At 43.0% G+C, this 11,191-nt stretch carries 7 protein-coding genes and 1 pseudogene; 3 read left to right on the top strand and 5 right to left on the bottom strand.

Going from position 1 to position 11,191, the window contains the following annotated elements; all coding sequences use genetic code 11:
* Both B9G53_RS19745 and B9G53_RS19740 read left to right on the top strand, forming a co-directional pair.
* The coding region (locus tag B9G53_RS19745) for a ribonuclease J (RefSeq protein WP_141211835.1) at window positions 1-1,070 on the top strand (1,070 nt) is incomplete at its 5' end.
* A gap of 49 nt (window positions 1,071-1,119) precedes the next feature.
* Window positions 1,120-1,347 (top strand): DUF167 domain-containing protein, encoded by a 228-nt coding sequence (locus B9G53_RS19740; protein ID WP_094535172.1) that lies wholly within the window; start codon window positions 1,120-1,122, stop codon window positions 1,345-1,347.
* A 284-nt stretch (window positions 1,348-1,631) separates the two neighbouring features.
* Here B9G53_RS19740 and B9G53_RS19735 read toward each other — a convergent pair whose 3' ends face one another.
* Both B9G53_RS19735 and B9G53_RS19730 read right to left on the bottom strand, forming a co-directional pair.
* A complete protein-coding gene (locus B9G53_RS19735; protein WP_094535171.1) occupies window positions 1,632-2,915 on the bottom strand; it encodes a Glu/Leu/Phe/Val dehydrogenase in 1,284 nt (427 codons plus the stop codon).
* Between the two features lie 188 nt (window positions 2,916-3,103).
* A complete protein-coding gene (locus tag B9G53_RS19730) occupies window positions 3,104-5,158 on the bottom strand; it encodes a hypothetical protein (protein ID WP_094535170.1) in 2,055 nt (684 codons plus the stop codon).
* A 225-nt stretch (window positions 5,159-5,383) separates the two neighbouring features.
* Here B9G53_RS19730 and ribD point away from each other — a divergent pair, with 225 nt between their 5' ends.
* Window positions 5,384-6,499: a bifunctional diaminohydroxyphosphoribosylaminopyrimidine deaminase/5-amino-6-(5-phosphoribosylamino)uracil reductase RibD gene (gene ribD, locus B9G53_RS19725; protein ID WP_094535185.1), complete on the top strand. Its 1,116-nt coding sequence runs from the start codon at window positions 5,384-5,386 to the stop codon at window positions 6,497-6,499.
* A gap of 121 nt (window positions 6,500-6,620) precedes the next feature.
* Here the strand turns inward: ribD and B9G53_RS19720 are convergent, their stop codons facing one another.
* From B9G53_RS19720 to B9G53_RS19710, 3 genes and pseudogenes are all read right to left on the bottom strand, one after another.
* Window positions 6,621-8,204: a cryptochrome/photolyase family protein gene (locus tag B9G53_RS19720; protein WP_094535169.1), complete on the bottom strand. Its 1,584-nt coding sequence runs from the start codon at window positions 8,202-8,204 to the stop codon at window positions 6,621-6,623.
* Window positions 8,205-8,272: 68 nt separating this feature from the next.
* Window positions 8,273-8,847: pseudogene (locus B9G53_RS28690) on the bottom strand (hypothetical protein); the annotation flags it as partial.
* 171 nt (window positions 8,848-9,018) lie between these two features.
* Window positions 9,019-11,112, bottom strand: a complete 2,094-nt coding sequence (locus B9G53_RS19710) for a TonB-dependent siderophore receptor (RefSeq protein ID WP_094535167.1) — start codon at window positions 11,110-11,112, stop codon at window positions 9,019-9,021.
* Between the last annotated feature and the right edge of the window lie 79 nt (window positions 11,113-11,191).

Here is an 11,191-nt window from a genome sequence, read left to right as displayed (position 1 = left end):
AGTGCCGCGATGATCTGTTCCAACCTTTACAAAATCTACGTCATTATCGTGATGATCAAATTCTAATTTTGACTACTGGTTCTCAAGGTGAGCCAATGTCAGCATTGACAAGAATGTCTCTTTGCAGCCATCGTCAATTGGAAGTACGTCAAGGCGACACTGTAATCTTCTCCGCCAATCCAATTCCTGGTAACACGATTCCTGTGGTGCGGACGATTGATCGCTTGATGGCTCTTGGGGCAAATGTGATTTACGGTAATGACAAAGGTATTCACGTTTCGGGGCATGGTTCTCAAGAAGAACATAAGATGATGTTGGCGCTTGTGCGTCCGAAGTTCTTCTTCCCTGCTCACGGTGAATTGAGAATGCTCAGACAACATGCCAAGATGGCGGAAGCAATGGGCATCCCTAGCGAAAATATCGTGATTGCCGAAAATGGTGATGTAGTTGAAGTTTGCCAAGACTACATGAAGATTGTGGATAAAGTTCCTTCGGGTGTTGAGCTAGTTGACTCCTCGCGCGACGGGATGGTTAAGGGTGATGTATTGCGCGATCGCCAACAGATTTCTGGAGAAGGCATTTTCTCGATCGCGGTATCTGTTGGGCTGGATGGCAAGCTTGCCACATCTCCTGATATTCAACTAAGCGGTGTGGTTCTACCGATGGAACATTCGCAAATTATTGCTCTAGTTGCGAAGGCGATCGATAATTCTTTGGCTAATTCTTGGGGTAACTTTGCCCGTAACGTTGGTTCTTTAGAAGTTGATTGGACTGGCTTACGTGGACAACTTGAACGCGATCTCACCCGTGTCTTGCGTCAACAAATCCAAAGCAAACCAGTAATCGTGTTCCTATTACAAACACCACCAAATTCCACGCAATCTGCACCCGCTCCAGCCGCGAAGCCCAATGCTTTGGGTGTGACTTTAAAAGCAGGTAGTGGCAAAGTTATTCCTAAGATTGAGAATGGAAGTAATGGCAACAGCGCGGCGGTGCCTAGTGAAGTAACGACTACAGGTGCGGCAACTGCTAGTGCTGGTAGGCGCAAGCGGACTGCGGCAACTGTCTAAATCAAAGCATGTTCACCCTACAAAGTAGGGTGAACATTTAGAAAAATGCATGAAGAAATCGGTTAAGGTCAAGCCTAATTCTAAAAAGCAAGCTATTGTCGAAGAAGAAGATGGAAGTCTGACGGTGCATTTGAAATCACCACCTGTTGATGGTAAAGCCAATAGCGAACTAATTGTGCTTTTAGCGAAACACTTTAATGTACCGAAATCTCAAATCACAATTTTAGTTGGGTTAACTGGAAGAAATAAGTTAGTAAATATTGAGAACTATGATTAAGAGTTTAATTGCCGAGTAATTAGGGAATAAGCTTTTGATAGTTTGTCAATACTTTCATTTTATTTAATTGGAACCAGTCTACTTACTTTATGACTGACACAAAAATGACTTGAAACCTGCATTTCATCGTAAGGACAATTCATGAATTGCTCTTACGACGAAATGAGAAATGTGAGTTCCTGCAATTACCGATCAAACGAACCCCAAGAAATTTTGTAAAAGTGTTGCGAAGCAACACTTTTACAAAATTTCTTGGTTTGAGTGCAAAGCGCTGTAAGAGAGATTCACTGGGCGTAATAAGCCCTTGTGCCTTTGGCATCGATCGCTTCACTGAGGCGCGTCAAGGCATGGACATAGGCTGCGGTTCGCATGGAGATTTGTTTTTGGTCAGCAATTTTCCAGATCCGCAAGGTTTCGGCAATCATGCTGTGTTTGAGGCGATCGTTTACCTCTTCGATTGTCCAATACAAGCCACTGCGATTTTGAACCCATTCAAAATAACTGACGGTGACACCACCTGCATTCACCAGAATATCAGGAAACACCATGATTCCGCGGTTTTCTAAAATTGCGTCCGCCGCAGGAGTGACTGGCCCATTCGCGATCTCGAAAATATATTTAGCGCGGATCTCGTGAGCATTATGTTCAGTGATTTGATTTTCTAGCGCCGCAGGAATTAGGATATCGACATCTAGTTTAAGTAATTCTTCATTGGAAATGATTTGATGTTCGACAATATTACAGACTGAATCCTGACAGTACACAGCCTGAAAGCTGCGAGCCGAATTTTTATAACTAATGATGCTCGGTACATCTAGCCCTTGCTTAGCATAAATCCCCCCCTTAGAATCGCTAACTGCCACAACTTTGTAACCTGCCTTACTCAACAGATCGGCGATCGCCGCACCTACATTTCCAAAGCCTTGCACCGCCACAGTGGTTTCTTCACGACGCATTTTTAACAAGGGGAGCAAGGTTTCAATTGCAAAAAAGCTTCCCAATCCAGTTGCTGTTTCGCGTCCCAGACTACCGCCCATCGCGATCGGCTTGCCCGTAATTGCCGCAGGACAAAGCCGTCGTTGAATATTGCTATATTCATCCACCATCCATCCCATAATCGTCTGATTAGTCTGCACATCAGGCGCAGGAATATCCACATCTGCACCCATAAAATCAGCGATCGCATTGATATAACCACGGCTGAGGCGTTCTAATTCAAACTTGGATAATTGTTTTGGATCGACTGCTACACCACCCTTTGCACCTCCAAAGGGTAAATTCACGGCTGCACATTTAAAGGTCATCCAAAATGCTAAGGACTTCACTTCATCCATATTTACTTTGGGATGGAAGCGTATTCCTCCTTTCGTTGGGCCACGCAAATCATTATAGCGCACCCGATAGCCTTGAAAAACTTTCAAGGTTCCATCATCCATTCTTACAGGAATAGAAACCTGCAAACTTGCTTTTGGAGATTTTAATCGCTCGATCGCATCTTCTGAAATAGCAACATGGGCGATCGCATCGGCTAGTCTCTCGCTTGCCTGATCAAATAAAGACTCTGACACCAATAACTCCCGTAATTTGTGTTCTAGTATGTGTTAATAATAACTGTTGTTAGGTGAAAGGATTTCCATCAATTGCGTAAGTCTTGGGCTGGCACGGGGGCGCAGCCCTTACAAGGTTCTAAATTTTTTAGGTAGGCGCAATCCCCCCGTGGTTGCCCTGCTTGGCTTTTAATCGCAGCAAGTAATTCTTACATGGTTTCTTGAATATCATCGGAAGAGATTGTGGTGCTAATCTCAATTAGTGGAAGTAATACCCCGTTTTGGAGCTGTCCATTAGTGCTGAGTTCACTATGACAGAGATATAAGCGATCGCCTGTGCGATCGAGCAAATCCCTAAGCAATCGCTGTAACCGTTGCATATCGGCATCACGTTGATTCTCGATTGTCCATCTTTCGCCATTCCAACCTTTGAGAAAAAGTGGCGCACCAAATAGAGAAGCGGCTCCACCCTGTAACCACAGATCAGAACTAGCATCTAACCAAAATTGCCAACGATGCGATCGCCTTGCCATCCGATATTGAATAATTGTCGCGAGGACAACGCTATCTTCAGGTTGATTAGGCGCATAGGGATTTGCTGTGACAGTGCCTTGCCTAATCAGTTGAATAAAATTTTCGAGAATGACCGCATCTTCTAGATCGAGACGATATCCTAGTTGCCAATAATATTGAGCAGTTTCAATCAGTGATTGCAAAGTTGCCGTATGTTCATAATTAAGTTTGCGCGGTTTGAAGAAAGCCTGAATAGCGCGATCAATAAATAATAATGGAGCATCCTTGGGCGATTGTTGTTCAATCCATTGCCGTAATTTTTCGTAGGCTTGAGTAGCTTCATAGCCAAGGCGATTCCATTGGTTATAGGTTTCAGCTTCTAGTAGTTGTGGTTTTTCTGGATGTCTAGCAAAGCAATAGTCGGCAAGCATTCCCGCCCGCACTGGATCGATCGCTTCGGTAAGTACCACTAACATCTCGGCAATGTGATCGCGGCTAACGAGTTGACCGAGATTGGGATAGACCAGTGAGATCAGGGTTAGCAGCGATCGCACTTGAGCCGAATAGGATAATGGACGCTGATCGTCAAGGGGCGTAATCTTAATATTCTTTTTGCGAAGAATTTCGATAATTGCGTAATTGGCAATATTGTCTAAGCCGGGGGCAATGATCGCGATCTCGTTGGCTTTGACTGCACCAGAGGCGATCGCTTCGACAATCGTTTCGGCAACATTGCGGAATAGCTTAGCCCGTGAAACTGATTCAATGGAATGAATGGTATCGTAAGGCTCGATAAATTGTAAAATTGGTTCATTGACGACTTGCAGAACTGATTCGGCGACTTTAGCACCCAAAGTTTTGTCAGCATGGGGTAAATTGATGATTTCGCATTCAGCTTTAAGTACTTGCCAATATTCAGGATCGGCTCCTAAGCCTAATCTTGCTGATCCGTCAGGATTAAAAGTAAACATACCAATCGCACCATTCTCAAGCAGAAACTTGCATAAATCACAGGCGATCGCTGGCATCTCATCGGCGCGATCGACAATTACATATCGAAATCTCTCTTTGAGTCTACGTTGATATTGAGGATTGGGAAGTAAATAATGGGCGAATAAATCTGTAATAATCCCGTAGGTAAGTAAGCCTCTTTCCCAGCAGTATTTGCGCCATTCTAGTAAAGCTTCACCAATCTCTTGCCATTGCTCTAGGATTCTATTCTCAGCATCTTCAATATTTTCGATCACATTAGTCTCGATACCAGCATTTAAAATTGCAGGAATTTCGGTAATCTTACGACCACCATAAGCCGCCAATAGAAACAAGTCTAATAATCTGCGAACAAGGCGATCGCGTCCAATTCCCTCCATTAGCAAAGTTCCCGTTTCAATGCGATCTTTCCAGAGCTTATTCGCTAGCTCCTGCTCATTCTCAACCCTGAGAAGTAAGGGAAACTGAGCTTTAAAATCGAGTTTTTTGACTAATAAGGTCCAAAACAAGCGCACTTCATCACGGAAAAAACTGAGGGGTGTGATGGCTGTGACGGGATAGCGTCCATGGGTGGCAATGGTTAGGCGATCGCTAAGTTTGCGACGTTGGTGGGAATCGACAGCGAGAGCTAAAACTCTTTGCGATGCTGCTTGAGGATTTGCTTGGTACGCAAAATCTGTCTCTGCCCAGTCACAAAACTGCTGAACTACGCGCTCAGTCTTGCCACTCCAACTACCGCCCTCAATCCACAAATTCGTCATGACAATGCCTAAAATAGATTAATCAGCAACCCTACAGGTTGCTGATTAATCTATTTTAGGCAATTATAGCAAGGTAAGTTTTGCTTAGGACATAAAACCAGAAGATTAGTTGCGGCGCGAAGCGCCGCAACTAATTATGCCCATCTGCTTAGTAGAGCGCTGTATGACTAACACGCTAGCTTTAGGATGGTCTATAAAATTTATAATTTTTCAGATAAAGTCTACATGTTAGAAAACATAGATCCAGATTCAACAACACAACACGATCACTGGATGCAATGCTGTATTGATCTGGCGAAAAAGGCGAGAGGACAAACTGCCCCAAATCCGATGGTGGGAAGTGTAATTGTGAAAAATGGACAGATATTAGGTGAAGGCTTTCATCCTAAGGCAGGGGAACCTCACGCAGAGGTATTCGCAATTCGCGCCGCGCAACAAACAGGTGAAGATCTGCAAGATGCCACTCTATATGTCAATCTGGAGCCTTGCAATCATTACGGACGCACACCTCCCTGTTCCGAAGCAATTATCAAGGCGGGAATTGGTGAGGTTGTCATTGGGGCGATCGATGCTAATCCACAAGTATCTGGTACAGGTCGCGATCGCTTGCTTGCGGCAGGGGTGAAAGTTACTACAGGTGTTTTAGAACAGCAATGCTTGAAGCTCAATGAAGCATTCTTCCATCGTATGAAAACGAATTTTCCCTTTGGCATTTTTAAATATGCGATGACTCTTGATGGCAAAATCGCGACGAATTCTGGGCATAGCTATTGGATTACTGGTTCAGAAGCGCGGCATTTTGTGCATGACTTGAGGGTGGGGTGTGATGCAATTATTACGGGGGGCAACACAGTTAGGCTCGACAATCCCCACTTAAATACCCATGGATTGAGCAATCATTGTCCTTTGCGAGTAGTAGTTACGCAAAGCTGCGATCTGCCTGATGAAGCTAATTTATGGAAAGTTACAGATACCGAAAAAACGTTGGTTATCACGCTACCTGATGTCAATCTGCAACTAAAGCAAAAACTCCGTGATCGCCAAGTTGAAATTCTCGAATTAGATGACATATCTCCTGAAGTTGTGATGCAAGAGTTGGGTAAGCGCGGTTGTAATACAGTTTTATGGGAATGTGGAGGACGCTTAGGTGCGGCTGCCATTAAGTCTAAAATGGTACAAAAAGTTTATGCTTTTATTGCGCCTAAATTAATTGGCGGATTTGCGGCTCCTAGTCCTATTGACGATTTAGGATTAAGTATGATGACGGATGCTCTAAATCTTTCGCGATCGCAATTTCAACAAATTGGTACAGACTTCTTAATTACTGGCTATCTAAACTAATGGGATAGACAACTGTGCGATTCGGAAAAGCTGCAATTTACACCAAAGATGTAAAGTTGCTGCTTACCAAAGCAAGCGGATTTATCAATTAATTACTTCAAATCATAGCTATTCAGAATAGCTATGATTTGAAGTTCTTTATAAAATGAGTTGATGAGTCTCTAATGGCTATTTTTTCATCTTCAGTTTTGTTCTCATAAGCACGAATCATTAGTGACACTCTGCCATTTTCTATAAAGCTGTGACGATGCTGATCGACAAAATTCCAGTATAAATAATTAAATGGACAAGCAGAACTGCCAGTTTTTTGCTTCACATCATAGGTACATTGCGAGCAGCAATTACTCATTTTATTGATGTAGTTTCCCCCTGATACATAGGGCTTGGAGGCAAGTATACCAGCATCAGCAAAAGTAGACATGCCTAGAACATTAGGAAGCTCAACCCACTCGTAGGCATCGACATAGGCAAGCCAAAACCAGTGATTTAGCTGACGCGGATCTGTGTTGGTAAGAGTGCTAAAGTTACTTAAGACCATCAGTCTCTGAATATGATGTGAATAGCCGTAATTTAGAACATTAGTGATAGCATCTTTTAGACAGAGTAAATCGGTATTTGCATCCCAAAAAAGTTGCGGTAAGTTATTAAAAAATTCAAAATAATTACTCTCTCGCACTTGTGGCATTTGAGCTTCGTAATAAACCCGAACATATTCGCGCCATCCTAAAATTTGACGTATAAAACCCTCAACAGAGTTTAGAGGTACTGTGTTCTGTTCATAGGCGGCGATCGCCATTTCGCAGAGTTCCTGTGGTAATAACAAGCCATTGTTAAGATAGATCGACAACACAGAATGAAATAAAAAGGGTGCGCCAACTTTGATGGCATCTTCATAAGCTCCAAAATTTGCTAAGCGGGTTTCGATAAATATTTGAGCTAGCTCTAGGGCGCGATCGCGTGTTACGGCATAGCCAAATTTATCTAATCTGCCAAAAGCATCAGGCAAATAATTTTTGACTAGCTCGATTACTTCCTGAGTAATTGCATCAGGTTCTACTTCAGGAACCGTGGGAATCACAACATTTTTCGGCAAAGCTTTCCGATTCTCTTTGTCATAGTTCCAATTACCGCCGACGGGTTTACCTTCTGCCATCAAGTAACCAGTTTGTTTACGAAGTTCTCGATAGAAAGTTTCTAAGCGATATCCTTTTTTGATTTTCGATTTGAATTTTTCAGCATCCGCAATGAAAAAATTATTGGGAAGTATTTCGATGCGATCGCTAAATTGATCATTTAACGCCAACATTTGCGATCGCGTATCCCATTCTGACGGCTGCATATAGGTAAGCTTAATCTGGGGATATTGCGCCAAAAAATCAGCGATCACCTCAGCATGAAAGCCTTCTGTAAATAAATTAATTACTGGAAATCCTTGTTGATGACAGGCGATCGCAAAGTGTCGCTGAGAACTGAGAATATAAACTAATTTTTGCTTATGGTGAGGAATAAATGTGGCATACTTTAGGGATTCCACAAAGATTAATAATAGCTTTTGCGCGAGTACTTCCTTGGGGAATACCTCCAGATTTAGTTGATCATGAAGGATAAATAGGGCGCGATCGCTGTTTGTTAATTTCTGTTCTATCTTTTCTGAAATCGGATAATTTTCTATTTGCAAGAGAAATTCACGGGCAGTTTCTAGCATAATGTTTTAACGCGATGTGCAACTAAGAATTAAGAATCAACCAAGTCTTCAAACTGCAAAGGATGAAGAGAAATGAGGACATGACCATGAAAGCCATAGTAATGCATGTCTTTAGCCGCACAGTAATTATAGTCCGCAATATCTTCAAAGCTACGACAACGGGATGCACGACAGAGATAACACAGAGGTATTGGTACTCCCCGTCAATCAGATGCACGTCATCATCTAAAACCCCTAACTGTTCAGCTAGTTTTTGTTGCAGCATTGCTTTGTACTGCCACAGATTAGCTGCCTGACGGACAAAGGTAGTACGACTTTTTAAGGCGGGAAACCAATCCTTCCAATGCTTACGAAAATATTTCCAGATCCCTACGTCAGTCTCTATAACCTGATACTCAGTTACGATTTCCATCGTTAACACTTCACTGTCACTTAAGTAAATGAGCAAATTAATTACAAAATCAAACCCGTAAGTTTGCGCCCCTGCGGGGCGCAAACTTACGGGTTTGGGTAATTATTCTGCACAGGTACTTAAGACTGGTGCAAATCCTTTGCCTCTGACTCGTTGRGTTGCGGTTATTTCTTTGAGTAGTTCATCGATTTTGCAAAAGACGGCAATGATAAAATATTCCATAGAAAACATGATGCTCACCGCTAATAGCGTTAGTCCTATTTTCTAACACTCTCGACTGTGAGTTTTTTTTTGCAATTTCTTAGTTGCACATCACGTTTGCAATAGTCCTAAAAAAAGGTAAAGATAGGCTGCGCTTCGCGCAGCCTATCTTTACCTTTTTTTAGGACTATTGCTAGTTTTTTAGAAACTAGCTTGCAAACCAATCCTATAGGTTAAGCCTGGTTGATAGATGCGGTTAGTTTTTTCGTAGCTATTGTCAGTCAAATTTTCTAGATTCACAGTCAAGGCTACATTTTTATACAATGGAACCTTTGCATTAAAATCTAGGCTCAGATAGGCTGGAGAAAATTCTGTAGCACTTACACCAGTCGCTGCAAAAACAGCCCGACGAGAGCCGCTGAAATAGTTAAAAAATAGATTTGCTTGCCAGCCATTAGCATCATAGCTAACTCCTAACTTCCCAACGGAGTAGGGAACTGTAGCTAGTTGCAATCCGACTTCAGAGGCATTTCTACTGCTATTAATCTTGGCATCTGTGTAGGTGTAGTTGACAAATGATGAGAACTCAGGAGAGATTTTCCACTTAAGCCCAGCCTCAATCCCATTGGTGCTTACCTGTCCCACATTTTCCCAACGTCCTGCGATGATGCCAAGGCGATCGCTTAAACTGCTCCCAAAATAGGTTAACTGAGCCAGCACTGCATCCGTCACACTCAAATCAAAACCAGCAGTATAGGCGACACCACGCTCAGGTATGAGGTTGGGATTTGGGAGCCAATTATGTACTGTATCAAATACAAAAAGCTGATCTAGCCCCGGATTGCGCTGAAGTACAGCAAAGCTATTGCGGAAAGCAAGTTCGGGTGTAATGTTCCATCTTGTACCGACCGTGGGATTGAGATAGCTGCCATAGTCACTGGTAAAATTTTGCCGTAATCCTAATTCCAATTGGAAATCATCGGTGATTTTCCATGCGTTTAAAGCAAAGAGAGCTACAAGAGAGCGATCGCGATTGACAGTGCCATTAAAGCGAACTAACGCAGGAACTGTACTAAAAACATCACCACGTATAGAATTAGTATTGATGTCAAATCCCCATGTGAGCTTATTATTAGCTGCTAGTTGCCATTGATGCTCGACCCGACCACTAAGAGCTTTTGAGTCCAAAGCGCCATTGCGGAAAGCAGCACCACTAGGATTATAGGTATTAAAGAAATCTTGATTAAATGCAATTGTCGTCTTTAAGATGGAGTCATCGCCACTACCTAACTTACTGGTTAAGGTTGCGCCGATATTGAACAAATCATGATCTAGGCGATCGCGTTGGAAAAATGGAGGGAAACCGAAGTAAAGCAATCCGCGCCGACTTGCGGTCTTATAGGCATCAATGCTAAAGGAATTACGAGAATCAATCGGGGCTTCGACACTGCCATAAAAGTTATCGATGCGTGAGTCGCCATTGAAGAGTCTACCGTCAGCAGGATTACGATTAGCAGCCCCAAGCGGTACAGGATAATTGTTATCCGTTGAGAAGCGCTCGTAACCCAAACGGAAGTTGACTCCATCTAGGGTTCCCCCATACCCAATGCGGTAGCGTTGATAGCCATAGGAGCCTAATTCGATGTTAGTTGTGGCTTTGAGTGGTTGTGGATCTTTTTTGGTGACCAGATTAATTACACCCCCAAAGGCTTCGGAACCGTAGAGGGTGGCGCTAGTTCCCCCCGTTAACTCCACTCGCTCGATCGCGTCAACGGGAATACTATTGAGATCAGTTCCACCGTGATAGGTGCTGACATTACTGCCAAAGGAACGTCCATTGATTTGAAATGTGGATTGGTTAATGGAAAAACCACGCAAAAAAGTCCCTGTATGGATATCTGCACCAAAGCCATAGTCATTGATCGCAAAGCCTGGTAAGCTTCGCAATAGTTCTGCCGCAGTACTAGGATTTTGCTTTTGGATCTCTTCTTTAGGAACGATATATGCGGGGGCGGAGGTGGGGATAAAAGGTGATTTCTTGCCTGTTACTTCAATTTCAATTTCATCACTGTCAGGTTCAGTTTGGGCAACAGTTTCTGAAGTCGTAATAATACTATTTAAGTTGGGTTTCAATAAACCAGCGCTTTGTTGGGAAGCTTGCGATCGCAATTCGCCAACGGTCAAGATATTATGATCCTGTGTCTCTACGGTTGGGTCTGCTTTCGCAAGTTCCGCAAGACTAAAAACGGACATAGCAAAGCTAGGTGCTAAAAATAGCAACTTTATAGATTTCATAGCGATCTCAACTCCTCACAAGTTTAGTTGCTGGGCTTCAAGAGCCTAGACAACAACACATTAAAAATCCTATTGTTTG

It is taken from the genome of Pseudanabaena sp. SR411 (assembly GCF_002251945.1).
Classification (GTDB): domain Bacteria; phylum Cyanobacteriota; class Cyanobacteriia; order Pseudanabaenales; family Pseudanabaenaceae; genus Pseudanabaena.
This window is presented reverse-complemented; position numbering and strand designations above follow the sequence as displayed.

Excerpts from the sequence above, each read along its gene's own strand:
- B9G53_RS19740 (WP_094535172.1), top strand. The coding sequence starts at position 1,120 with ATGAAGAAATCGGTTAAGGTCAAGCCTAATTCTAAAAAGCAAGCTATT.
- B9G53_RS19730 (WP_094535170.1), bottom strand. The coding sequence starts at position 5,158 with ATGACGAATTTGTGGATTGAGGGCGGTAGTTGGAGTGGCAAGACTGAG.
- ribD (WP_094535185.1), top strand. The coding sequence starts at position 5,384 with ATGTTAGAAAACATAGATCCAGATTCAACAACACAACACGATCACTGG.
- B9G53_RS19720 (WP_094535169.1), bottom strand. The coding sequence starts at position 8,204 with ATGCTAGAAACTGCCCGTGAATTTCTCTTGCAAATAGAAAATTATCCG.
- B9G53_RS19710 (WP_094535167.1), bottom strand. The coding sequence starts at position 11,112 with ATGAAATCTATAAAGTTGCTATTTTTAGCACCTAGCTTTGCTATGTCC.